Origin of the sequence: Croceibacterium salegens, assembly GCF_009827435.1 — a bacterium.
Taxonomy (GTDB): Bacteria; Pseudomonadota; Alphaproteobacteria; order Sphingomonadales; family Sphingomonadaceae; genus Croceibacterium_B; species Croceibacterium_B salegens.
In genome coordinates this window covers 12,531-35,963 of sequence record NZ_WTYM01000020.1, presented here as the reverse complement: position 1 = coordinate 35,963, position 23,433 = coordinate 12,531, and the positions used below count along the sequence as shown (strand labels likewise).

General features: G+C 64.3%; 20 protein-coding genes, 2 tRNA genes and 1 pseudogene. 12 read left to right on the top strand and 11 right to left on the bottom strand.

The genetic code is table 11. The features are described 5' to 3' along the window. Positions 1 to 122 precede the first annotated feature (122 nt). A pseudogene (locus GRI89_RS00345) lies at positions 123 to 557 on the top strand (tyrosine-type recombinase/integrase); the annotation flags it as partial. Between the two features lie 785 nt (positions 558 to 1,342). Further along, on the top strand, positions 1,343 to 3,304 hold the full coding sequence (locus GRI89_RS00340) for a molybdopterin-containing oxidoreductase family protein (protein WP_159791284.1): 1,962 nt from the start codon (positions 1,343 to 1,345) through the stop codon (positions 3,302 to 3,304). 613 nt (positions 3,305 to 3,917) lie between these two features. Here GRI89_RS00340 and GRI89_RS00335 read toward each other — a convergent pair. The 6 genes from GRI89_RS00335 to GRI89_RS00310 all read right to left on the bottom strand — a co-directional run bounded on the left by GRI89_RS00335 (position 3,918) and on the right by GRI89_RS00310 (position 8,270). Next, a complete protein-coding gene (locus GRI89_RS00335; protein ID WP_159791283.1) occupies positions 3,918 to 4,496 on the bottom strand; it encodes a PEP-CTERM sorting domain-containing protein in 579 nt (192 codons plus the stop codon). 784 nt (positions 4,497 to 5,280) lie between these two features. After that, positions 5,281 to 5,523 (bottom strand): hypothetical protein, encoded by a 243-nt coding sequence (locus GRI89_RS00330; RefSeq protein ID WP_159791282.1) that lies wholly within the window; start codon positions 5,521 to 5,523, stop codon positions 5,281 to 5,283. 111 nt (positions 5,524 to 5,634) lie between these two features. Further along, positions 5,635 to 5,706: transfer RNA gene (locus tag GRI89_RS00325), tRNA-Thr, on the bottom strand. Between the two features lie 28 nt (positions 5,707 to 5,734). Beyond that, positions 5,735 to 6,604 (bottom strand): hypothetical protein, encoded by an 870-nt coding sequence (locus tag GRI89_RS00320; RefSeq protein WP_328598002.1) that lies wholly within the window; start codon positions 6,602 to 6,604, stop codon positions 5,735 to 5,737. Then, positions 6,601 to 6,954, bottom strand: coding sequence for a hypothetical protein (locus GRI89_RS00315; protein ID WP_159791281.1), 354 nt, complete (start codon positions 6,952 to 6,954; stop codon positions 6,601 to 6,603). The genes GRI89_RS00320 and GRI89_RS00315 overlap by 4 nt, the downstream gene beginning before the upstream one ends. A gap of 2 nt (positions 6,955 to 6,956) precedes the next feature. Next, positions 6,957 to 8,270: a replication-associated recombination protein A gene (locus GRI89_RS00310; RefSeq protein ID WP_159791280.1), complete on the bottom strand. Its 1,314-nt coding sequence runs from the start codon at positions 8,268 to 8,270 to the stop codon at positions 6,957 to 6,959. A 139-nt stretch (positions 8,271 to 8,409) separates the two neighbouring features. Here GRI89_RS00310 and GRI89_RS00305 point away from each other — a divergent pair, with 139 nt between their 5' ends. From GRI89_RS00305 to GRI89_RS00295, 3 genes are all read left to right on the top strand, one after another. Further along, positions 8,410 to 10,266 carry a glycoside hydrolase family 2 protein gene (locus GRI89_RS00305; RefSeq protein WP_159791279.1) on the top strand — a complete coding sequence of 619 codons (1,857 nt, stop codon included), beginning with the start codon at positions 8,410 to 8,412 and terminating at the stop codon, positions 10,264 to 10,266. A 67-nt stretch (positions 10,267 to 10,333) separates the two neighbouring features. After that, positions 10,334 to 11,020 (top strand): PadR family transcriptional regulator, encoded by a 687-nt coding sequence (locus GRI89_RS00300; protein WP_235912597.1) that lies wholly within the window; start codon positions 10,334 to 10,336, stop codon positions 11,018 to 11,020. Between the two features lie 67 nt (positions 11,021 to 11,087). After that, a complete protein-coding gene (locus GRI89_RS00295) occupies positions 11,088 to 11,525 on the top strand; it encodes a hypothetical protein (protein ID WP_159791278.1) in 438 nt (145 codons plus the stop codon). Here GRI89_RS00295 and GRI89_RS00290 read toward each other — a convergent pair. Then, a complete protein-coding gene (locus tag GRI89_RS00290; RefSeq protein ID WP_159791277.1) occupies positions 11,517 to 12,674 on the bottom strand; it encodes a glycosyltransferase family 4 protein in 1,158 nt (385 codons plus the stop codon). The two genes, GRI89_RS00295 and GRI89_RS00290, sit on opposite strands and share 9 nt — an antisense overlap. A 95-nt stretch (positions 12,675 to 12,769) precedes the next feature. Here GRI89_RS00290 and GRI89_RS00285 point away from each other — a divergent pair, with 95 nt between their 5' ends. The 3 genes from GRI89_RS00285 (at position 12,770) to GRI89_RS00275 (ending at position 16,628) form a co-directional block, all read left to right on the top strand. Next, positions 12,770 to 13,075 (top strand): metalloregulator ArsR/SmtB family transcription factor, encoded by a 306-nt coding sequence (locus tag GRI89_RS00285; RefSeq protein WP_159791276.1) that lies wholly within the window; start codon positions 12,770 to 12,772, stop codon positions 13,073 to 13,075. Then, the gene (locus GRI89_RS00280; protein ID WP_159791275.1) at positions 13,072 to 13,731 is read left to right on the top strand and encodes an SdpI family protein; all 660 of its coding nucleotides are present in this window, start codon (positions 13,072 to 13,074) and stop codon (positions 13,729 to 13,731) included. The genes GRI89_RS00285 and GRI89_RS00280 overlap by 4 nt, the downstream gene beginning before the upstream one ends. A gap of 176 nt (positions 13,732 to 13,907) precedes the next feature. Further along, complete coding sequence (locus tag GRI89_RS00275; RefSeq protein ID WP_159791274.1) at positions 13,908 to 16,628, top strand: TonB-dependent receptor; 2,721 nt, start codon at positions 13,908 to 13,910, stop codon at positions 16,626 to 16,628. Positions 16,629 to 16,697: 69 nt separating this feature from the next. On the opposite strand, the gene GRI89_RS00270 is transcribed toward GRI89_RS00275, so the two are convergent. Beyond that, a complete protein-coding gene (locus tag GRI89_RS00270) occupies positions 16,698 to 19,217 on the bottom strand; it encodes an ABC transporter permease (RefSeq protein WP_328598001.1) in 2,520 nt (839 codons plus the stop codon). After that, positions 19,214 to 19,915, bottom strand: coding sequence for an ABC transporter ATP-binding protein (locus GRI89_RS00265; RefSeq protein ID WP_328598000.1), 702 nt, complete (start codon positions 19,913 to 19,915; stop codon positions 19,214 to 19,216). The genes GRI89_RS00270 and GRI89_RS00265 overlap by 4 nt, the downstream gene beginning before the upstream one ends. 48 nt (positions 19,916 to 19,963) lie before the next feature. Between GRI89_RS00265 and GRI89_RS00260 the strand changes: the two genes are divergently transcribed. Beyond that, positions 19,964 to 20,659, top strand: a complete 696-nt coding sequence (locus tag GRI89_RS00260) for an arylesterase (RefSeq protein ID WP_159791273.1) — start codon at positions 19,964 to 19,966, stop codon at positions 20,657 to 20,659. A gap of 89 nt (positions 20,660 to 20,748) precedes the next feature. Here the strand turns inward: GRI89_RS00260 and recF are convergent, their stop codons facing one another. After that, the gene (gene recF / locus GRI89_RS00255; protein WP_159791272.1) at positions 20,749 to 21,837 is read right to left on the bottom strand and encodes a DNA replication/repair protein RecF; all 1,089 of its coding nucleotides are present in this window, start codon (positions 21,835 to 21,837) and stop codon (positions 20,749 to 20,751) included. Between the two features lie 226 nt (positions 21,838 to 22,063). On the opposite strand from recF, the gene GRI89_RS18145 reads away from it, so the two are divergent. Together GRI89_RS18145 and GRI89_RS00250 are read left to right on the top strand one after the other, a co-directional pair. Beyond that, positions 22,064 to 22,192, top strand: a complete 129-nt coding sequence (locus tag GRI89_RS18145; protein ID WP_268891711.1) for a hypothetical protein — start codon at positions 22,064 to 22,066, stop codon at positions 22,190 to 22,192. Next, positions 22,189 to 22,401, top strand: a complete 213-nt coding sequence (locus tag GRI89_RS00250; protein WP_159791271.1) for a PspC domain-containing protein — start codon at positions 22,189 to 22,191, stop codon at positions 22,399 to 22,401. Before GRI89_RS18145 ends, GRI89_RS00250 begins: the two co-directional genes overlap by 4 nt. Before the next feature lie 24 nt (positions 22,402 to 22,425). Here the strand turns inward: GRI89_RS00250 and GRI89_RS00245 are convergent, their stop codons facing one another. Further along, entirely contained in the window at positions 22,426 to 23,160 is a 735-nt protein-coding gene (locus tag GRI89_RS00245; RefSeq protein ID WP_159791270.1) for a queuosine precursor transporter, read from the bottom strand. Between the two features lie 57 nt (positions 23,161 to 23,217). Here GRI89_RS00245 and GRI89_RS00240 point away from each other — a divergent pair. Continuing rightward, positions 23,218 to 23,294: transfer RNA gene (locus GRI89_RS00240), tRNA-Arg, on the top strand. Positions 23,295 to 23,433: the final 139 nt, after the last annotated feature.

Genomic DNA, 23,433 nt, shown 5'->3' with positions numbered 1-23,433 from the left:
AGAGCCCGACTTCTTAGTTCCCGAAAGTGGACATTCTTCGCGGACAAGTTGGCTGGTCGGGGGTTTGGCGCCTTTCTCCGCTACTATTCCCATGCAGTGAGGCTGTCAGTGGCGTCAGGAGCAGGATCAGGATCGGGGATCTTGTCGCCAGCCAGGAGATACGAAGCCGGTCGACGGTTATCCAGCAGAAGACCGGGCGCCCTGTTCAGTTCGAACTGACAGGCGATGTTCGTGCCAGCCTTTTGGCGTGGCTCGAGCGGCGTGGAGGATCGACCGAAGACTACGCCTTCCCAAGCCGCATCGATCGAACAAAGCACCTGAGCACGAGACAATACGCGCGCCTGGTCGATGAATGGGTGACTGCCATTGGGCTGCGACGTGAGGAATACGGTACGCACTCGATGCGGCGCACCAAGGCTTCGATGATTTACAAGGCGACGGGCAATCTCCGTGCCGTGCAAATCCTGCTTGGCCATTCCAAGATCGAGAACACCGTCAGGTACCTGGGCGTGGACATCGAGGACGCGCTATTGCTCGCCGAGCGCACGGAAATCTGAGGTCGAGGCGGTCCTTTCCCAAAACGGAAGCGGAAGGGCCGCTTCTCAAGCTCGGACATCGGACCTTTTGTCTGAAACTGGGCGGGAAGCGGCCGTTCACTGTTTGCTGCTAGCCTACATCCAGCTGCCAAAGTTGCGTTGGCCCCACTGTTTCTTCGTCGAGGCCAAAGCTTGGCCGTGGTCGACTTCAGTCGCAGCTCACGCAATCACTGTTCATGGATATTGGCGAGATCAAGATGGACCTCTCGGATGTACTCATACGGCGTAGTCTGCGCTTGCTGAAGCTCCTCTAGCAGACACTGCCGGACGTAAGCTTCGTCCTCATTTTGCATACTTCTGAACTCCACCGCCGTTCTTGGTGGCAATGGAGATGAACAGACGTTTGGGGATCTGCCCAACTCCACCGCCTCAATAATCATAATGCAATTCTATCAACCCATGAATTTGAACAGATGGCGCGACCCACAACGGTACAGGTTGGACAATTCGCGAATGACCTGGCGATTTTTTGTAATGAGAGCGCGACTCAACGAGTGTTTCGCGGCTCTTCGGAGCGGAGGCCAACCTACACTATCTCTCGATTATTCTAGGTTCTCTGCAGCGTGTTGACCGTGAAAGTCCGCAACTGGGTCGTTACTGGTTGGTCCGTTCTTGGCGCTCTGCCAGCTCGCCGTTCAGGTCACGAACTGGGTGGGAAACGGATGGCCCCATTTGCCAATCGCCCGGCCATCTTGCATGTTGTCCTTGGCCGACCGTTTCCTTCAATCAAACAAGAGGAGGTCCGCTTGACCGAACCCGTCTATATCAAAGGCTGTTGTCCTCTCGATTGCCAGGACACCTGCTCATGGGTTGCCAAAGTCGAAGACGGCCGCGTGACTTCTGTACGCGGAGCAAAGGAACACCCGATCACGCGCGGGGTACTTTGTGCCAAGGTCAACGACTACGAAGCAAGGACTTATGCAGCCGACCGCTTGCTGTATCCGCTCCGGCGAACCGGGCCCAAGGGAAGCGGCCGGTTCGAGCGGATTAGCTGGGACGAGGCGATTGGTGTCATCGCCGACCGCTTCGGCGAGGTGCACCACGAATACGGCGGCGAGGCATTGCTGCCGCATCGCTATCTCGGTTCGATGGGCATCGTCCAGCGCCGCGCCCTGATGCGAATTTTCCACGCGCTGAATTCGAGCAAATTTCACGGCAGTATCTGCGGGGCCTCGGGCAACGCTCTCGAGGCCGAAGGATTTCCCCGCGGGTTCGAACCGGAACTTATCTCCGAAAACAAGCTCATCGTGCTGTGGGGCTGCAATATCCTGACGACCTGCCATCACCAGTGGCAGTTCATCAACGAGGCGAAGAAGCGGAACGGCGCCCGTATCGTGGCGATCGATCCGATCCGCACGAGGACAGCAGCCGCGTGCGACCAGCACATTGCACTCCTTCCCGGGACCGACGCAGTGCTCGCCGCTGCAATGGCACACGTGATACTGAGGGACGGAATGGCGGACCTGGAGTTTGCCCGCGAAGTCGCCTCCGACTTCGACGATTTCGTGACCGAAGTGGAAGCTTGGGCGCCGGCGCGAGCTGAGGCGGTGTGCGGGGTTTCTTCCGAAACGATCGAGGCGCTAGCTCGCGAGTTTGCGTTGGTGAGGCCGGCATTGCTTCGCGTCGGTGTGGGGCCGCAACAATCCGTTCACGGTGAAACATTCTTTCGCACCGTTTCCGCACTCTCGATACTGTGCGGAAAGTGGCGAGACCCTGGTGGCGGGCTATTCAGCGAAACCAATCCGGTGCTTGACGAAGGTCGCGCCGAAAGTCCGCATCTCCGGACCGGCTCGCAACGAAGCCTGGACATCGCGAGGCTCGGCGAAACTCTCACTGACCCAGATCTATCGCCTCCGATCAGGGCGATGATGGTGTGGAACGTGAATCCGGCGGTCGTGCAACCCGACGTTGCTCGGGTTCTGAGCGGCCTTGCTCGCGAAGACCTGTTCACAGTCGTCCTGGAACACTTCATGACGGATACCGCCCGGTTTGCCGACATCGTGTTGCCTTCGACCACGCAGCTTGAACATTTCGACATTGTCGGTGCTTGGGGCCATCATTTCGTTTCCGCCAACAATCCTGCCATCCCGCCGGTTGGCGAGGCCAAGTCCCATGGTGAGGTGATGCGGCTGCTGGCCGCCGCGTTGGGGCTTGAGGGGCCCGAATTCGAGGAGAGCGACGAAGAGATTGCAGCCTCCACCCTTCCGCCGGGCATGGATATCGGCGAGCTCAAGGCCAAGGGCTGGATCAAGAGTCCGCCTCCTGCCCCGTCATTCGATGCGAAGGTGAAGATTTCGGCAAATATCGTGGCGCCCGACAGGCCTGATGGTCTGTTTCAGCTGCTAACTCCGAAATCGCACTACTTCCTCAATTCCAGCTTCGTGAACCAATACCGGCAGAGGCGCGCGCAGGGCGCGCCGTCGATCGACATGCACCCGGCAGACGCCACCGCGCGAGGCCTGGAGCAAGACGATCTTGCGCGGATCTGGAACGAGCAGGGAGATCTGCAGGCGCTCGTCAACATTTCCGAAGCGGTGCGGCCCGGAATCGTATCGGTCGCGGGTAAGTGGTGGGGTGCAGAGGAGCACGGCGGTGCCGTGGCAAACCTCTTGTCCCCGTCACGCTGGTCGCCGGAGGGACAACCTGCCTACAACGAGATCTTCGTGGAGGTCGACTTGGCTGCAGCGGGACAGATCGCAGCCGAGTGACGAAAGGCGCACCACCGAAAGGTCAATCCAAACGTCCGCAATGGGGTCGTTACCGGCCGGTCCGCTCGTTGCATCACCCATGCGCGCTGAAGAGGTCACGAATTGGGTGGAAAGCAGACCTCAAGTTGAATAGCCTGAAACCATGAGCTGGAGATTCAATCTCTTGAAATCAGTATTGGTCCTCGGTGTCTGCAGTCCCGCTCCTACACTTCCAGAAGGATATTCCGTAATCTACAGCGACGGATGCAAAGCTTGGCTGCGAAGCCCGGATGCAATTCTGCCCCATTCGAGCCAAATTCAACGGCTTTCCCGCGACGAAATTCGCATCCCGCTTATCGCGTGTCCGGTCATTCAAGTCGGAAAAAGTGTGTCGCCATGTCCGTTGGACGGCACGTGTTACATTGCACTTCTCATAGATGGGCCAGCGAGACGGGTTAGCCAAATCCATTTGCCGGAAGCCGACCGTTTGGCTTCAAGTATGTCGGCGATCGAAAACTACCAACGCCCATGTCTGATAGGGAGGCCCAACACTCCATGCTAACTTTCGCAAAGGGGTCATTACCAGTTCATCCGCTCATGGCAGTAAATTACCTCAGCAGTAGGGTCACGAACTTCATGCGTAGCAAACCGTGTTCGATAGCTCGGCATGCCTGCTGCGCATCCTTCCACCGAGAGCGAAGAAGCCCAGTAGCATCAATGCCCAAGCAGATGGCTCGGGCACAGCGGGTATCTGTGTCAAATACAGTCCAGCATTTGAAATGCCCTTTTGGACATTGGATGTATATGTGATTTTGTCGGTGTAGTCTGGAACGTCGAGAAGCCAAAATCCAGTCCCGTTATAGCCTGTGCCCCCTCCTCCGAAATGTATTCCGATCACAGTCCTCCCTGAAAGGACCTTGTCAAAGTCAATGACATGCAAATCCTGCCATGAATGGAGGTCAAGCCTCTCGAGCAAAGAGTTCGCAGAAGGGTCGAGACTTCCTGTGACGGCCAGTGCCTCAGTGAGCTTAGGACCGCCCCCTGAAACGAGATTTCCGCCAAAAAAACCAAGGCAACCCAATGTAGTTACATTGAATGTGACAGCGGCACATGAGGCCGATGAAGACGACTTCAATGGCTCGGCAGCAAAAGCCGGAGTCGAATTCAAGAATCCGGCCATCAGCGCAATTAGTCCGAAAATCTTTGCTCGCACGCGAATACTCCCTAACTAGGGTCGGTTTCCTCGCGTCCAGTGGACGACCTAACGAGAAAACAACTTTGGAGCAAGGGTCAACCCGAACGCATTCGCCAGACAGGGAGTTCAAGTTCGGCAAAAGGCATAGGAGCGAGAGACATCTGTCGAAACGACGTCGCCGATTCGCCACCTCCGTCAGAGGCTTGGGAGGAAACAAGGGCCATGTCTCTAACTCTTCGAGCGACACTATGACCGGAAGCGGTTATACGAATGTGGCCGATATTGAGTCAGGTAACATGCAGTACGGCATCTTTTTTGACCGTGGCTCAAGCATTTGTCCCTAGCATACGATGTCAGACGGTAAGGTACTGTTTGCATCGAATATTCGTACTCATCCGAAGTGTCACTGCAACGAGTCGATTGGCTCGGCCAGATCGATAGACAGGTGCGGGAGTGAGAAACTCTTGCTCTTTACAGATCCAATGTCTGCAACTGGGTGGAAAGCGGACGATCGGCAGGGGGCCAATCTGACCGCACCCACTATTCGAAGTTGTTATCCTACACCGACACTCGCACGTATCGGTTCTCTTGCCACCAGTAGGTCTTGAGGGTCGATTAAGTGGCGCTGCCGTGCATGCGGGCAGAAATATCACGTCGCCCGGCGTGAGATGACGGCAAGATCGAACACGTCTGCGCGAGGCTGTTCAGGACCAGATTCCAGCCGTCCTTTTTCCGCTCGAAGCCATACAGACCGCAGTTGCCGGTGCCCCCACAGAAATACATCACGAACAGAGCCGGTGCTTTACCGGGGGGAGACGGTCACCCATGCCGTGCGCAGCCTGATCAGGTCTGGTTCATCCTGGGCGATCTCCCGACTCAGCAAGTTCCTCGCGAGGTGGTGGGTTTGGGGGTCGTCGCGACGGAATTCTACCGGTTGCAACCGCCGACATCGCACCGCGAGCCGCTTGGCCTGCCCAAGCGAGGACCAAGGAGCGGCCAGCAACAGGATTGCGCCGGTCAGCAAGTTGGAAATGCCAGCTTTCATCGACGCTGGACTTACACAGTCAGACCGAGTGTCCGCAACTGGGGCGTTGACGTCGTTCCGGCCTCGCCCTTCGCTGTCGCTGTTCCGGCCTCGCCTTTCGCTGTCGCTCGGTGCCGGCTGAGGGATTTGAACCCCCGACCTTCGGTTTACAAAACCGCTGCACTACCACTGTGCTAAGCCGGCTCCGACTACGGGTGCGCGCGCTAATGCTTCATGGGACGCCGAAGGTCCAGCCCTCGGTTGCAGCGATTTCCTCCGACATGGCGTCAGGCGCCCAGAGTTCCGGGCGGTCCGCCGCGGTTTGCAGCCATGCGGCGGTGACGAGGGCGTCGGCTGAATGGTCGTCGAGCGGGCCGCTGCCGGCGACACCCGGCGAGCCGAGTGCGGCAAGGGCGGCGTTGGTGTCCTCGACGCTGCGCATCTTGGCTTTCCCGGCGCTGCGCCCTGCGGCCATGGCGGCAATGGTGGTGTAGATTTCGACCACCACCGAGCCCGCCCGGGGTAGCGGGTCGATCGGCCAGACGGGCAGGCGACCGCCGAGGCGGTGGAGCACGCGCATCCCGGTCAGGCTCGACTTGCCGACCTGACTGGCGCCGACGAGGTTGAAGTTCGAGGTCGGGCGGCAGCCGAGCCGGGCCTGCTCGGCCTCGGTCACGCGGAAGCGGCCGCGCCCGTGGTCCGCGCCGTCGCAGCGGAAGTGCGGGCCTTCGACCATGCCGTTGCGGAAGTAGGGCGCGGCGTCCGGGTGGTCGACGAAGCCTTGCGCGGCGAGGTGCGGATCGCCTTCGCACAGGCGGTCGACCATGCTCCACAGCGCGCGCGCATCGGGTGGGCTCGCGTCCCAGCCGGGAAAGAACGCCCCGCAGTCGGCGAACGGCAGCGAAATGCCGAGGTCGAGCCCGACCAGCGTGTCGGGCGGCACGTCGAGCAGCAGCTCGAGCACTTCGCCGCGCGACCAGCGATGGTCGGCCAGTTTCGGGGCTCCGCCATCGGCCTCGGCCATGGCAACCGCGATGCCCTTGTGCCGCTCGCCGGAAGCGCCCGACCAGTCGATGGCGACGATGTGCCGGAAGCGGGTCACGTCTTGCGCTTGCGGACCGGCTTCTTGGCCCGGGTGTATTCGTAGCCCATCTCGATCACGTGGCGCACACGCTCGGGGTCGGGGCTGTCGTAGCGGATCAGGATGCCCGGCCAGTTCTGGTAGTGCTTCGACTGCCAGTAGGTTTCCGGCTCCGTTTCCTTGAGCATCTCGATGGTGTCGAGATCGATCGTAACGACGAACGAGGTGGCCGCCTCGCGCCCCGGAAACATGAAGGCGCGCCCGTTGGTGGTGACGATCACGCCGGACTTTTCCCCGGCGCCATAGGCGGTGTCGGACAGGGTCAGGGCAAAGGCGGCGGCCTTGTCCCAGGTGTCGAGCGGGCCGGTCATTCCTAGCGCTCCTTCCGCAGCTTCTCCCAGTACTCCATCCGTTTGAGCACTTCGCGCTCGAACCCGCGCTCGACCGGCCGGTAGTAGGCCTGCGGCTCCATCTCCTCGGGCCAGTAGTTGGCCCCGGAAAAGCCGCCCTCGGCGTCGTGGTCGTAAGCGTAGCCCGCGCCGTAGCCGATGTCCTTCATCAGCTTGGTCGGGGCGTTGAGGATGTTCTGCGGCGGCATCAGGCTGCCGGTTTCCCGGGCGCTCTTCCACGCGGCCTTCTGCGCCATGTAGGCGGCGTTCGATTTGGGTGCGGTGGCGCAGTAGAGGCAGGCCTGGACGATCGCCAGCTCGCCCTCGGGGCTCCCGAGGTACTGGTAGGCCTCCTTGGCGGCGATGCACTGCGCCAGCGCCTGCGGATCGGCGAGTCCGATGTCCTCGCTGGCGAAGCGAGTGATGCGCCTGAGGACGTAGAGCGGCTCCTCCCCGGCGGTGAGCATTCTCGCGAGGTAGTAGAGCGCGGCCTGCGGGTCCGAACCGCGCAGGCTCTTATGAAGTGCGGAGATGAGGTTGTAGTGCCCCTCGCGGTCCTTGTCGTAGACCGCAACGCGGCGCTGCAGGAACGCGCCCAGTTCGGCCGGGCCGAGCGGTTCCTCGATCCCGGCGGAATAGAGCGTTTCGGCCTGGTTGAGCAGGAAGCGGCCATCGCCGTCGGCGCTGGCGACGAGGGCGTCGCGCGCTTCGGGGGTGAGGGGCAGCGGGCCTTCGAGTTCCTCGGCGCGGGCGAGCAACTGTTCGAGCGCGGCGGCGTCGAGGCGGTGGAGGATCAGCACCTGCGCCCGGCTCAGTAGCGCGGCGTTGAGTTCGAAGCTCGGGTTCTCGGTGGTCGCGCCGACGAGCGTGATCGTGCCGCGCTCGACGAAGGGCAGGAAACCGTCCTGCTGGGCGCGGTTGAAGCGGTGGATCTCGTCCACGAACAGCAGCGTGCGCTGGCCCGCCTCGCGCGCCTTCTCGGCCTCGGCGAAGGCCTTCTTGAGATCGGCGACCCCGCTGAACACCGCGCTGACCGCGACGTAGCGCATGCCCACGGCATCGGCGAGCAGGCGGGCGATAGAGGTCTTTCCGGTGCCGGGCGGGCCCCACAGCACCATGCTCGACAGCTTGCCCGCAGCGACCATGCGGCCGATCGCGCCTTGCGGGCCGGTCAGGTGGTCCTGGCCGATAATCTCGTCGAGCGAGACCGGGCGCAGGCGGTCGGCGAGCGGCGCGTCCTCGCGCGGCGCTTCGGGCGCGGACTGGTGCGGCAGTTCGTCGGCGAAAAGGTCGGCCATGCGCAGGACGATAGGCGCGCCGCGCGCCCTTGCACAGCCGCGCGATGGCGCGCGGTACGCAGAAACAGCTTTCCTACACGCGGCCGGTCTGCTTGCGTGCGTTCATACAAACCAGAACGATGGTGGGGAGAGAGAACCGATGTCCGGCAAGCTGTTACGGCTGATCACGGCGATCTTGGCCCTTGCCGCCGCCGGGCCACTCGCGGCCCAAGTACTGCCGGACGGGCCGGTGCTCGCCGCCGCCGACTTGCGGCCAGAGCAGTCGCTCGACGGCGAGTGGACCTGGTCGATCGATCCCTATCGCGACGGCGCGGCGGGCTTCCATGGCGGCGAGCCGGGGCAGGCGAGCCGGCGCTTTGCCGACGTCGACGTGACGCAGGCCTCGGCCGACGACCCGCTCGCGCTCTACGAATACGACCTCGACCATTCGCCGGTGTCCGTACTGCCCTCGTCGTGGCTGACCCATTCGGCGGAGATGCGCCACTATCAGGGGCTGGTCTGGTACCAGAAGCGCTTCGATACGGCGGCGAAGGACGGCGAGCGGCAGTTCATACGGTTCGGCGCGGCGAACTATGCCGCCGAGGTCTGGCTCAACGGCAAGCGGCTCGGGCGGCACGAGGGCGGCTTCACGTCGTTCGCGTTCGAGGTCACCGGGCTGCTGCGGCCGCAGGGCAACCGGCTGGTGGTCGGGGTCGATTCCCAGCGCGACGGGCAGTCGATCCCGCCGCCGGTCACCGACTGGGAGACCTATGGCGGCATCACCCGCCCGGTTGAACTGATTGTCGTGCCCGCGACCTATGTCGATGATGCCTGGGTGCGGCTGAAAGACCGCGCCACGATCGCCGTCGACGTCTCGCTCAACGGTCCGGGTGCTAGCGGTGCGCAAGTGCGCTTCCGCATTCCCGAACTGCGGATCGAACGGACCATGACGACCGATGCCTCGGGACGGGCGAGCCTGTCGCTGCCGCGCCCGCCGAGCGCGCTGTGGTGGTCGCCTGACGGCCCGAAGCTCTACGATGTCGAGATCGTCGCGGGCGGCGACACATGGCGCGACCGCGTCGGCTTCCGGACCATCGCTACCGATGGCCCGCGCATCCTGCTCAACGGCAAGCCGATCTTCCTCAAGGGCATCAGCGTCCACGAGGAGGAACTGGGAGCGAACCCGACGCGCAACATGACGCCGCAGGCGGCGCGCGCACTGCTCGGCCTCGCGAAGGACGGGCTCCATGCCAACTATGTCCGTCTGGCGCACTATCCGCATTCCGAGACCATGCTGCGCGCGGCCGACGAGATGGGGCTGATCGTGTGGAGCGAGATCCCGGTCTACTGGCGCATCGCCTTCGACGACCCGGTGGCGCTGGAAAAGGCGCGGCGCATGCTCGCCGAGATGATCCTGCGCGATCGCAACCGCGCCGCCATCGCGCTGTGGAGCGTGGGCAACGAGACGCCGCAGAGCCCGGCGCGCAACGCCTTCATGAAGCAGCTCGCGGCGGATGTACGGGTGCTCGATCCGACGCGCCTCGTCACCGCGGCGCTGCTGGTCGGTCGCGACGACAGCGGCCCAGTGCCGGTGCAGACGATGGACGATCCGCTCGCCGCCTCGCTCGATGTCATGGCGGTCAACGCCTACAACGGCTGGTACACCGGCGACCGGCTGGCCGACCTGTCGAAGATCGAATGGCGGGTGCCGCAGGACAAGCCGCTGCTGTTCTCCGAGGTCGGGGCGGGAGCGAAAGCAGGGCTGCACCAGCCGGATAATCCGGGGAAGTTTTCAGAGGAATTCCAGGCCGAATATTATCGCCAGACGCTGGCGATGCTCGCCCGGATCCCGAATTTCGAAGGGATTTCGCCATGGATCCTGAAGGATTTCCGCTCACCGCGGCGGCAGCGCCCGGGCATCCAGGATGGCTGGAATCGCAAGGGCCTGGTCTCGGAAACCGGCCAGAGGAAGGAAGCGTTCGACGTCCTGGCGGAGTGGTACGCGAAGAAAGAGTAGCACCGGGGCCTTGTATCTTTGATACTATAAGATATATCTTAGAGCATCGAAAATAAGGATACTCCCCATGCGATTCAATTTTGACGACCGCGAAATGCTCCGCGCCTGGAAGCAGGCTGCACGCGCCGGCAAGCGTATGTCGGACAAGTTCAGCCGCTTCGGCGGGATGGGTCCCGACGGGCCGTTCGGTCCGCATGGACCCTTCGGCCCCCATGGCCCGTTCGGCCCCGACGGTCCGTTCGGACCCGGTGGCCCGTTCGGCGATGACGAGGGCCGCGGTCGAGGGCGGAGGCGGCGGATGTTCGACCGCAACGAGCTGCGCCTCGCGCTGCTCAAGCTGATCGCCGACGAGCCGCGCCACGGTTACGACCTGATCAAGGCGATGGAAGAACTCACCGCCGGCGAATATGCGCCGAGCCCGGGCGTGATCTATCCGACGCTGCAGATGATGGTCGACGAAGGCGTCATCTCCGAATTGCCAGACGACACCTCGCGCAAGGTGTTCGAGGCGACCGAGGCTGGCCGCAAGGAGCTGGAAGAGGAAGCCGAAACGGTCGAAGCGCTGTTCGAGCGGCTCGCGAGTGTCGGCGAACACGTCCACTCGGCACCCAACCGCCAGATCCACCGGGCCATGGAGAACCTGCGCAACGCAATGCGTCACCAGCGCCATGCGCTGCGCGAAGGGCGCGAAGACCTGCTCGACAAGGTTGTGGAAGTTCTCGACGAGGCGGCGCGCAAGATCGAACGGCTCTAGGCGGACCGGCCCATGTCGTGATAATTCTCTCCCCGAGGGACTTCTTCCACGGGGAGGGAATTTTTTCATGACTACACTTGCTGAAGGCAAGGCGCCCGTTCACCTCTGGGTGGTCGGCGTGCTGTCACTGCTGTGGAACGGCTTCGGCTGTTACGACTACCTGATGACCGAGCTGCGAAACGAGGCTTACATGGCGCAGGTTCCGCCCCAGGCGCTGGCGATATTCGATGCCTTCCCGGTCTGGGCCATCGCCCTGTGGGCCATCGGCGTATGGCTTTCGATGCTCGGTGTGATCCTGCTGCTGCTGCGCAACCGCCAGGCCACCACGGCCTTCCTGATTGCCGTGGTCGCCGTGCTCGCCAGCTTCTTTTACCAGGCGACGACCGACCTGCCCCAGGCCATGGGCGGCGCGAGCTACTGGATCATGCCGGCGGTCATCATCGCGGTCACCATCGGCCAGTGGATGTACGCCAACCGCATGGCGGCCGCCGGGGTGCTACGCTGAGCAGCCCTTCCGCGCGGCGATGAGCCGCAGGTAGGTGTCAGCCACCGCCTGGTTGATCGCGTCCCACGAATAGGCGCGGCTGCGCACTTCGCCGGCCGCGCCGTGGGCAGCGCGAAGGTCAGGTTCGGTGACGTAGCGCTGGAGCGCGTCGGCGTAGCCGGCGATGTCCCTGGGCGGCACCAGCACGCCGTTGACCCCATCCTTGACGAGGCTCGAGCTGCCGGTCGCCTGCGCGGCCACCACCGGAACGCCGCAGGCCATCGCTTCGAGCGTGACATTGCCGAAGGTCTCGGTCACCGATGGGTTGAACAGCACGTCCATCGAGGCCGCAGCGCGGCCGAGGTCTGCGCCGCCCTGGAACCCGGCGAAGACCGAGTTGGGCAGGCGCTCGCCAAACCAGCCGCGCGCAGGGCCGTCGCCGACGACCAGCACGCGATGCGCCACCCTGCGCTTCTCCAGCACGTCGATGGCGTCGGCAAAGGTGTCGAGCCCCTTTTCCATCACCAGCCGACCGAGAAAGCCGATCGCCACCTCGCCGTCCCCGATGCCGAGCGAACGGCGCCATTCGAGGCTGCGCCGCTCGGGCGAGAAGACCTCGCGGTCGACGCCCCGCTCCCACAGCGAGATGTCGTCGTTCATCTCCTGCTCGCGCAGCACGTCGACCATGCCCGCAGACGGGGTCACCAGCGCATCGCAGCGGCCATAGAGCGTGCGGATCCAGTCCTCGCTCGGCTTTTCGAGGAACCCGAGCTTGTAATAGCGGAAATAGGTCTCGAACCGGGTGTGGACCGAGGCCAGGATCGGCGTCCCGCGTGCGATGGCCCATTTCGCCGCAGCGCGCGCAGACAGGTCGGGCGAGGACAAGTGCACGATGTGTGGATCGAACGCGTCGAGATCGGCCCTCACGCGCCGGTTGAGGCCGAGCGGAAAGTGGTATTCGGCGCGTGTCGGGATGGCGATCGACGGCAGCGAAACGAGCGTCCCCTGCGGCTCGAAGGCCGGCTTGTCGGAGGTCGGAGAGTAAACGCGCACAGTGGCGCCCTGCCGTTGCAGGTATTCGACCAGTCGGTTGAGCGCCCGGTTCGCCCCATCGACGGTCATGTTGTAATTGCCGCTGAACAGGGCAATCCGCAGGCCGGAAATCGTCATCCGAGCGCCCATAGTAGCGAAAGCGGCCCATGGCGAGGGCCGCGCGGTGAATGAACTTGCAAGCAAATCCTTATTTAGGATAATGCCTAAATACCATGAGTTCCGTGTTCGATGCCTTGTCGCACCCTATCCGCCGCGAGGTGCTGGAGTTGCTCAAGCGGGGAGGGATGACAGCCGGGCAGCTGTCCGACAACTTCCCGGTCAGCAAGCCGACCATGTCGGGCCACTTCGCCAAGCTCAAGGCGGCAGGGCTGATCCGCGGTGAGAACCGCGCCGGGCACATCGTCTACACGCTCAACCTGTCGACGCTCGAAGAAGCGGTGATGGGCTTCATGAACCGCATGGGCATCAGCCGCGAAGGCGAGGCCGAAAGCGGTCCGGAAACGGAGATTTCGCAATGAAGACGGGCAAGCTCCTGCTCATCTCGCTGGCCATTTGCGCGGCCATGGTCGCCTTTGCGTTCTATGCTGCGGGGCAGATGCCCGCCGGCGCCGAGCTCCCGACGCATTGGAACATCGCCGGCGAGGTCGACCGCACGCGGCCGGCGCTCCGGGCGCTGCTGATCCCCGCGGGAATCGGCGTCGGGCTCTCGCTGTTCTTCTCGGTCCTGCCGAGCATAGAGCCGCTACAGGACCGGCTCGAAGGTTCGGCCCCCTTGATGCGCACCGCGTGGATCGGCGGGCTGCTGATGCTCGTCTTCCTGCAAGGCATGATAGGTGCACGCGCATTCGGATACGATGTCCGCGGCGATTTCGCGATGCTGCCGGTCGGCCTGCTGCTGCTGGTCATCGGCAACATGCTGCCCAAGTCGCGCCCCGGCTTCTTCGTCGGCATCCGTACGCCGTGGACCATCGTCGACGAGGACGTGTGGATCGCCACCCACCGGCTTGGCGGGAAACTGATGATGCTGGCCGGGGCGGCACTGGCCCTTCTCGCCCTGCTTCCTTTCGATCCGGCAGTGCGCGGGGCGATCATGCTGGCGGTCATCCTTCCCAGCGCGCTCATCCCCGTCGTTTACAGCTGGTGGCTATGGAGCCGGAAGAAACGCGGCACCTGACGGTCCGGGCCGCTCAGGACTAGTGTGACACCGCGGCAACAACTAGCGTTACGCCTGTTACTAGTTTTTCGCAGGTGATTGAGTATCGCAAGGCACGACATTATCAGGGTGTGCTTGGTGCGCTCGGCATCGATCCGCGGAGAGGCGGGAGGTGCCGAAGGGAGATGGAGAACTCAATGCTGAAGCTTTCTGCCGGCAAGTCCGGCCTTGTCCGCGCTTTCCTGCTTACCGGGACGGCCGTTGCCGCCCTGCACGCGCCTGCCGCGCTGGCGCAGGATGAAGACGGTGCGGACGACCAGGTGGCCACGCAGGAAGCCGGCAGCGGCAATGAGATCGTCGTTACCGCGACCAAGCGCGAACAGACCCTGCAGGAAGTGCCGGTCGCTGTCACGGTAACCACTGCCGAGACCCTCGAGCGCGGCCAGATACGCGATATTAAGGACCTGCAGACCGTCGTTCCCTCGCTCATCGTCGGCCAGCGGCAGTCGCTCGCCGCGACCAACTTCTTCATCCGCGGCTTCGGCAACGGCGCCAACAACCCCGGTATCGAGCCCTCGGTCGGCGTGTTCGTCGACGGCGTGTACCGGTCGCGCACCGTGGCGCAGGTTACCGACCTTCCCGACGTGCAGCGTATTGAAGTGCTGCGCGGCCCGCAGTCGACGCTGTTCGGCAAGAACGCATCGGCCGGCGTCATTTCGATCTCCACCCAGAAGCCTTCGTTCACCCTGGGCGGTTCGGCCGAACTGACCTACGGCAACTACGACGCGCTCGTCGGCAAGGCCCACATCACCGGCCCGATCAGCGAAAACTTCGCCTTCAGCGTCGCCGGCGGATTCAACACCCGTGACGGCTTCTTCAAGGACGTTGGCACGGGTCACCGCACCAACGAACGCGATCGCTGGTTCGCCCGCGGCCAGTTGCTGTTCGAGGGCGACAGCGGCCTCTCGGTTCGCGTGATCGGCGACTACGACAAGATCGACGAGAACTGCTGCGGTGTGGTCAACCTGAAGTCGGGGCCGACCTTCGGCGCCGTGCTCGCGCTTGGCGGTGCAACCAACGACCCGAACGATCCGTTCAGCCGTGTCGTCTCCAACAATTTCGATTCGACCAACGAGATCGAGAACTACGGGATTTCCGGACAGGTCGATTTCGACCTCGGCCCGGGAAGCCTCACCTCGATCACCGCCTGGCGCAAGACAAACTCGCTGGCGGTACAGGATCCGGACTTCACCAGCGCCGACCTGGTCTATCCGTTCCTCCAGGAAACCGGGATCAAGACCTTCACGCAGGAAGTGCGCTGGACGGGTGAAGTCGCCCCGGGCCTCGACCTGCTGATCGGTGCATTCTACCTGTCCGACAACGTTGGCCAGCAGGAAAACCTACTCTACTCGACGCAGTTCCGGCCCTACGCCAACATCCTCGTGCAGGGCGCCACGGGCGGAGCGCTCAATGTTCCGCTGCTTGAGCAGACCTTCGGTGCGCTCGAAGGCAACCCGGCGAAATACGTCAACACGTTCTTCCAGCCCGGAACGGGCTTCCGAAATCACTTCAACCTGAAGAGCGAATCCATTTCGGTCTTCGGCCAGCTCGATTTCGAGATCACCGACGGCCTGACACTGACGCTCGGCGGCAACTACGCCAACGACTGGAAGAAGTTCCGCACCGATGCGGTCAGCAACGATACGTTCTCGGCGATCGACTTCAACGCGCCGCAGTATGCGCCGTTCCGCTACAACCTGCTGTACGGGGGCGCGCTGTCGGCCGGTGTGGGCCAGGCCCTCGGCCTCGGCCGTTCGGCCACCCCGGCAGAAATCTTCGCCTTCGCTACCGGTGCGAGCCCGGCGGGCGCTGCAGGCGCCGCGGCCTATGCCAACGTGATTGTGCCGGGTGCGACGGCCTATGCCACAGCCAATGCCAACAACCCGCTGGCCAATCCGCTGAATGCGCTGAAGCCGCTGCAATTCCTGCCGCCGTTCCTCAACCTTCCGAACTCAGTCGAGCCCGGCAAGACCCACGACGACAACTTTAGCTACACCATCCGGCTGGCTTACGACATCGACCCGTCGCTCAACGTCTATGCCAGCTACGCGACCGGCTTCAAGGCGAGCTCGGTCAACCTCTCGCGCGACAGTCGCCCGTTCGCATCCGACCGCACGGCGCTTGAGGCGGCGGGGCTGACGGTAGCCAACCAGACCTACGGAAGCCGCTTCGCCGGACCTGAGAAATCTCGGGTCATCGAAGCCGGCCTCAAGTACAACGACAACGGCCTCTCGGCCAACGTCGCGGTGTTCAAGCAGCAGATCAAGGGCTTCCAGTCCAACCTGTTCACCGGCACCGGCTTCGCGCTGCTCAACGCCGGCAAGCAGAGCACCTTCGGCATCGAGCTGGAGACCCAGGCCAGTCTCGGCGACCTGACTCTCAACTTCGCGACGACCTACCTCGATCCGAAGTACGACAGCTTCAATTCCTCGGCGGTCGGCAACCTGACCGGCACCAAGCCGGCGGGCATTCCGAAGTGGACCGTGGTGATGGGCGCGCAGTACGAGCTGCAGGTCGGCCCGGGCAACCTGATCCCGCGCGTGTCGTACCTCTACGCCTCGAAGGCGGCAGTGGTCGAAGGCCTGCCGGGCTTCCTGGTGCGCGGACCCGATGGCTCGATCATCGATAACACCGCGGCGCTGGCAGCGGCCAAGCCGTTCACGGTCACCCGCAACGATCTCACCGCCTCAATCGATTACGAGTTCGAGAACGGCCTGAGCATCGGTATCTGGGGTCGCAACCTGCTCAAGGACAACAACATCGAGACGATCTTCGACTCGGTGGCGCAGAGCGGCGGCATCTCGGGCTACATCAACGACCCGCGGACCTACGGCATCACCGGCCGCTTCCGCTTCTGATACGAGATAACAACCCGATAACGGGGGAGGAGGAGAAGGGGGCTCTTGGGCCCCCTTCTCTTTTCGTATCTAGAGGGCGCGCAGCGATTGCGCTGGGCGCGCTCGCAGCAGCGGCAGCGAGGCGCCTAGCGCAAAGGCCAGCACCAGCGCCACGCCTACGCCGAGCACGGCGAGGATTTCGCCCCAGTCGGGCAGCCAGTCGAATTCGAACAGCCGGACGATGACCAGCCAGGCGAGGCCCGTGCCCATAGCCAGAGAGACCACGGCAAGGATCGCCGCCAGCATCCCGAACTCGCCCAGTTGCAGCAGCAGGAGCTGCCTCCGGCTCGCGCCGAGCACGCGCAGGATCACGGCGTCGTAGAGCCGTGCCTCGCGCGCTGCGGCAATGGCGCCGAGCAGCACGGCGATACCCGCCAGCACCGCCACCGAAGCTGCTGCGAGAATTGCCAGGGCGACCTGGTCGAGGATCGCTCGTGCCTCGGTCAGCAGCGGGCCGACTTCTATCGCCGAACTTGCCGGGAAGGCGGCGGAGAGCTTCGCCAGCAAGCCAGGTGCGGAGGTCCCTTCGGGCAGGTCGATCGTCGCGGCGAGGTTGTGCGGCACGTCCTCCAGCGCATTGGGCGAGAAGATCAGGACGTAGTTGAAGCCGAGGCTCTCCCAGTCGATCCGCCGCAGGCTGGCGATGCGCGCGCTGCGCTCTGTGCCTAGAATGCCGACGGTGATCATGTCGCCGACCTTGAGCCCCGCCGCCTTCGCGAGATTTTCATCGACTGAAACGAGCGGCTCGCCCGAGTAATCCCCTGCCCACCACTTGCCCGCGCTCAGACTGTTGCCCTCGGGCAGCGCTTCGGCATAGGTCAGGCCGCGCTCGCCGCGCAGCGCCCATGCGCCCTCGGGCAGTTCCTGCAGTTCGGATACGCGCTGTTCGCGGCCCTCTGGGCCGTAGGCGAGAATCGCGCCGCGCATTGTCGGGACGGTCTCGATCTCGGCAGCGGGCGCGATCGAGCGGACCAGAGTGTCGAATTCGTCGACCCCGGTGCGCGGGATGTCGAGCACGAAGTAGTCGGGCGCGCGATCGGGCACCGAGCGGCGGATATTGCCGTCGAGGCTCGTCTGAACCGCCGCCAGCAGGACGAAAGCCGACAGCCCGAAGCCGAGCGCGGTGACCAGAGCGGCGGTCGCCGCCCCAGGGCGATGGAGATTGGCCAACGCCGCTCGCAGCAGTGGGTTGGCCGGACGCGGTGCCCTGGCCGCCGCCCAGCGGATCGCTCGCCCGAGCAGCGCCAGCAAGCCGAGCAGCACCACCGCTCCGGCAAGGAACGAGGCCGTCAGCATCGGTTGCGGCGCCCCGGCGAAGGCCAGCACGAGAATACAGGCGAGCCCGATCCCGACCGGGAGCGCAGCCGCTCGCGCGGCTCCCCCGAGCGGGGCGACGCGCGCGCGCATCAGCGCCATTGCCGGAAACAATCGCGCGCGGGCGAGCGGCGGTGCGGCGAAGACCAGCGCCACCAGCAGCCCGAAGGCGGCGGCGCGAACCAGCGCCCACGGGGCGATTTCAAGCTCGGTACGGACCGGCAGCAGGTCACCGAGCGCGCTTGCAAGCAGCGGGGTGACCAGCACCCCGGCGGCCAATCCGGCCAGCGCTCCCGCCAGCGCCGCCGCTCCGACCTGCAGGGCATAGATGCGGGCGATGTCGCCGCTCGTCGCGCCGAGGATCTTGAGCGTGGCAATGCTCCGCCGCCTTGCTTCGAGATAGGACGAAACCCCACCACCAATCCCGATCCCGGCGATTGCCAGTGCGGCCAGCCCGACGAGGGTGAGGAATTCGCCCATGCGGCTGACGAAGCGCTCTGCGCCGGGCGAAGCGGTGTTGCGGGTGCGAATGTCGAACCCGGCGTCAGGGAAGCGCTTCTCGAGCGCGTCTTTCAGCGTATCGGGATCGGTGTTTCCAGTGAAACGCACGCGCGTCTTGGTCTGGTAGAGCGCGCCCGGGGCGGTCAGCCCGGCGCGTTCGGGCAGGTCCCGGGTGACGATGACCGTCTGGCCGAGCTGGAAACCCTCGCTGAGCCGGTCGGGCTCGTCGCTGATGATCCCGGCGACCCGCAGCTCTGCGGTGCCGACCTTGATCGTGTCGTCCACCTTGACCCCGAGCCGCTCGGCCGCACCGCGGGCGAGCCAGGCGCCATCTTCGGGCGGCGCACCGGCCCTGCCGCCGTGCTCGAGGCGCATCACGCCATAGAGCGGCCAGAAGGCGTCGACCGCCTTGAGTTCGACCGGCGCGGTGGCATTGCCGCTGCGCGCCATGGCCTGCATCCGGTAGCCTTCGGAAAGCTGGCCGTAGGGGGCGAGGAACTCACGTTCGTCCTCGCCCAGCAGTCTTTGCCAGACCTCGATCTCGAGATCGCCGCCAAGGATGGCTTGGCCCTGGGCATCGAGCTCGCCGCGAATGGCCGAGGTCAGCGATCCGATCGCCGCCAGCGCCCCGACGCCTAGGAACAGGCACACCAGCAGCAGCTTCAAGCCGCGAAACCTTCGGTGCAGGTCGCGCCGGGCGATGCGCCAGGCGGTGGACCAGGGCAGGGTGGTCACCGCGCGGTGTCCGACGCGATCTGCCCGTCCGCCAACGTGATCACGCGGCCGCAACGCTCGGCCAGCGCCGGGTCGTGGGTGATGACCACCAAAGTCGCACCGGTCTCGGCACGGCGGGCGAAGAGAAGGTCGGCCACAGTATCGCCTGTCGCGGCGTCGAGGTTGCCCGTCGGCTCGTCGGCGAAGACCAGCGGCGGGCGCGGAGCGATGGCGCGGGCAATGGCGACGCGCTGCTGCTCGCCGCCCGAAAGTTGGGCCGGGTAGTGATCCATCCGATGCCCGAGCCCGACCGCTGCCAGTTCTTCCGCCGCGCTTTCCCACGCTCCCTCGACCCCGGCGAGTTCGAGCGGCGTGGCGACGTTTTCGTGCGCGGTCATCGTCGGCAACAGGTGGAAGGCCTGCAGCACGATGCCGATGCGGCCACGCCGTGCGAGCGCCAGCGCATCCTCGTCGAGCGCCGAGAAGTCGGCCCCGGCAACGATCAGCGAGCCCGATGTGGCGCGTTCGAGCCCGGTCAGCACCGCCATCAGCGAGCTCTTGCCCGAACCCGAGGGGCCGAGCAGGGCGAGCGTTTCACCGGTGGCGACGTCAAGGTCGATCCCGCGCAGGATTTCGACCGCAGCCGCCCCTTCGCCGAGGGTCAGACGGAGGTCGCGCGCGGTGATTGCGGGGATGAGCGTGGCAGGAGCACTTGTCACGCCCGAGCGATGGCATAGGGACGGTAAAGGAACAAGGAGCCGCAGGTAATGAATTGTCGCTCTTGGCTTGTCGCGGCCGCGCTGGCGCTCACCGCATGCGGCAGCGAAGCGCCCCCGATGCCCGAGGAAACCGCCGCCGAGCCGCGGATACTGGCCGATCCGGCCGTGCCTGTGGTCGGCGAGGAACGGCAAATCCTCGCATTCGGCGACAGCCTCTTCGCCGGGTACGGCCTGGCGGAAGACGAGGGCTACCCGGAACGGCTGCAGTCCGCACTGCGCGCCCGCGGGATCAATGCGCTGGTGGCCGATGCGGGGCTGTCGGGCGACACTACCGCCGGAGGGCACCAGCGGCTCGATTTCGTGCTCGACGCCATGAGGCGGCCGCCCGACCTCGCGCTGGTCGAACTGGGCGGCAACGACTTGCTGCGCGGGCTCTCTCCGGCCGAAGCAAGGGACAACCTGTCGAAGATTCTCGCCGACCTTCAGAAGCGCGGAATTCCGGTCGTGCTCTACGGCATGCGCGCCCCGCCCAACGCCGGGCCCGAGTACCAGCAGGAATTCGATGCAATGTATCCGGCGCTCGCGGAGCAGTACGGGGCAACGCTGGTGCCGTTCTTCCTCGAACCGGTCTACGACAAACCCGAATTGCGCCAGGCGGACCGCATCCACCCGACGGCGCAAGGTATCGAGGATATGGTTGCCGCGACGATCGACACCGTCGCCGGGGCGTTGCCGAAATCCTGATTCCGTCATTGCGAGCGTAGCGAAGCAATCCAGGGGCATGCCGCTGCCCTGGATTGCCGCGGGGCTTCGCCCCTCGCAATGACGAATTTCTAGGTGAGGCGCTCCACGGCCCCTCTGCTGACCCGCCACGTTGCCGCTTCTCCGAGGATCGCCTCGAACGGGGTGCGTTCGGTGCCGGTCAGCCAGACTTGGGCGGCGCCCTCGCGCAAACGGTCAAACAATGCTTCGCGCCGGACGGGGTCGAGGTGCGCGGCTACCTCGTCGAGCAAAAGCACGCCCGGGCGCCCTTTCGACGCGAGGCCGGCATGGGCCAGCGTCAGGGCAATCAGCATGGCCTTCTGCTCGCCGGTCGAGCAGGTCGCTGCGAGGGCCTGTTTCCCCGCCATGACCACTTCAAGGTCGTCGCGGTGTGGGCCGGTAAGTGTGCGCTGCGCTGCGCGGTCGCGGCTGCGATGTCGGGCTAGCTCCTCGATCAACTCCTCGCGCGCCAACGGCCCGCCGGCTGAATAGGTGAGGAGCGGACGTGCGAAGGGCTGGTCGGGCAGCGTGTCCAACTCGAGCGTCAGCCGCTCGACCAGCGCGGCGCGCCCGGCAGCGAGGGCGGCGCCGTGTTCGGCAAGCTGCGTTTCGATCGAGCCGAGCCAGGTCGGATCGGGCTCCTGTTCACCCGAAAGCAGGCGGTTGCGTTCGCGCAGCGCCGCTTCGTAGCGACTGGCATGGCGCGCATGTGCAGGATCGAGTGCCACAGCGAGGCGGTCCATGTAGCGTCGCCGTGCGCTCGCGCTGTCGGCGAACAGGCCGTCCATGGCCGGGGTCAGCCAGCCCACCGCCAGCCATTCCCCCAGTGCAATGGCGCTCGAATCCGCACCGTTGACCTGGACCAGCCGCCGTCCGGGCCGGTCGGACTGGGTGCCGGTACCGAGCATGACCGGCTCGCCCGCATCCCCTGTCGTCAGCGTCGCGCTCAGCGCAAAGCTGCCGTCGCCGGTGGCGGCGGCGATGTCTTGCAGCGCGGCGCGACGCAGCCCGCGGCCCGGCGCGAGCAGCGACAGCGCTTCGAGGACGTTGGTCTTCCCAGCACCGTTTTCGCCGACCAACAGGTTGAGCCGCGCCGTACCGTCGAGACGGGTCTCGGCGTGGTTGCGAACGTTGGAAAGGGTGATCCGGTCGAGCGCCATTTGCGGCTCCGGGGTTAGGCGAGGTCGATTTTTCGCGCCACGGCAAAATTCCCGAACCATAAGTTGGTGAAAAACACCATTCGTGTGGATTTATTGATAATCAATGAATCTCTAATGTGCTAAATGACATTGAAAATACACGGTATTCTCAATTTGGCACGGCTTATGCAGTATGTTGTTCATCGGGCGGAAAGGTCCCCCGAAGAGTTCAAACTGGAGACTTACAATGACTGCTTTCTCGACTTTCGCCAGCAAGGCCGCCAGCCTTTTCGCGGCCATGGGCATGACCACGTTCCTGCTCACTGCTTACTTCTACATGCCCTCGACGCAGATCGTCTCGGGAATGGTGGCATGAGCCAGGTCGTGCACAACGGCGGCAAGACCCCGTCGACCGGGTTCCGGCTCGACAAGGACAACGGCAAGCTGATGGGCGTTTGCTCCGGGCTGGCCAACTCCTTCGGAATGGACCCCCTGGCATGGCGCCTGATCTTCGTGATCGGTGCGATCGCCGGAGTTGGACTTCTCATTCCGATCTACTTCGCGATCGGGTTGCTGGCGGACTGATCCGTCAGCACCCCTTCGCGGGGTTCAGGCCTTCGCGAAGGGGGAGAAGTCGGTGCCGGAGTCGAAGGCTTCGACCCCCTCGCGCCGCTTCAGGAAATTGACCACCAGGTAGGTCACCGGGGTCAGCACCGCCTCCCACGCGGTCTTGATGATCCACTGCGAGATGACCACCTGCCAGAGCTGCTCGATCGGCCACCCGGCCAGGCCATAAAAGGCCAGCGGATAGAAAATCAGGCTGTCGAGCCCCTGCCCAACCACCGTCGAACCAATCGTCCGGGTCCACAGGTACTTGCCTCCGGTCCAGATCTTCATCTTCGCCAGCACGAATGAATTGGCGAACTCGCCCGCCCAGAACGCAGTCATCGAGGCGAGCACGATGCGCCACGAATTGCCGAAAACGAATTCGTAGGCATCCTGCCCCGGCCAGTCCTTTGCTGGCGGCAGCGCAACCACCACCGTAGCCATGAAGGCCATGAAGACCAGCGCCGCAAAGCCGGTCCAGATCACCCGGCGGGCGTGGGCATAGCCATAGACCTCGGTCAGCACGTCGCCGATGATGTAGCTCACCGGGAAGAACAGCACGCCAGCCCCGAACGACCACTGTTCGCCGCCCGGCAGCGGGATGTAGCTCGGTTTCGAAGCGCCGATTATGTTGGATAACAGCAGGATCGCGACGAACGCGGCCATGATGTATTCGTAATAGCGGAAATTCGCCCGCGCGAGCGCCTGTCCCTCAAGCCGCTGCCTGTCCCCCGTCATGATGGCATTCGTAACGCGATTCCTTTCCCAGTCAAAGCACGCTATGCCGCCCGCCACGCGCCCGTAGCTCAGCTGGATAGAGCACGAGCCTTCTAAGCTTGGGGCCGCAGGTTCGAGTCCTGCCGGGCGCGCCACTCCCTTTTTCTGCGCTACCGCCCTTTGAGCTTCTTGAGCGCGGGTTGGACAAGAGCTTTGCTTAACAACAGCAGGCGGCGCGCGGTTCGATTGTTAACGACCATTTGTCGGGATTCTTGACAGGTGGGGGGTGCGTTA